The organism is Escherichia sp. MOD1-EC5950, from assembly GCF_002965345.1.
In the GTDB taxonomy this organism is placed as follows: Bacteria; Pseudomonadota; Gammaproteobacteria; order Enterobacterales; family Enterobacteriaceae; genus Escherichia; species Escherichia marmotae.
In genome coordinates, this window is the sequence record NZ_PTSR01000168.1 from 1 (window position 1) to 320 (window position 320).

At 59.7% G+C, this 320-nt stretch carries 1 pseudogene; it reads left to right on the forward strand.

The window, feature by feature from the left end:
- Positions 1–320 (forward strand): annotated as a pseudogene (locus BEA93_RS24860) (outer membrane usher protein PefC); the annotation flags it as partial.

Sequence of the window (320 nt, forward strand, 5' to 3'; positions counted from 1 at the left end):
TCCACCCAGAGTCTGGCGCTGTCCATTCCCCAGAAGGGGCTGGTGAAGATGCCGGAGAATGTGGACTGGGATTACGGGACCAGTGCATTTCGCGTGAACTATAACGCGAACGCCAACACCGGCCGTAATAACACCTCGGCCTTTGGCTCAGCGGACCTGAAAGCCAATATCGGGCACTGGGTGGTGAGTTCTTCTGCCACGGCCAGCGGCGGTGACAGCGGGGATAACTCCACCACGATAAATATGTTTACGGCCACCCGGGCCATCCGCGCACTGAGTGCGGACCTGGCGGTCGGGAAAACATCCACCGGGGACAGTCT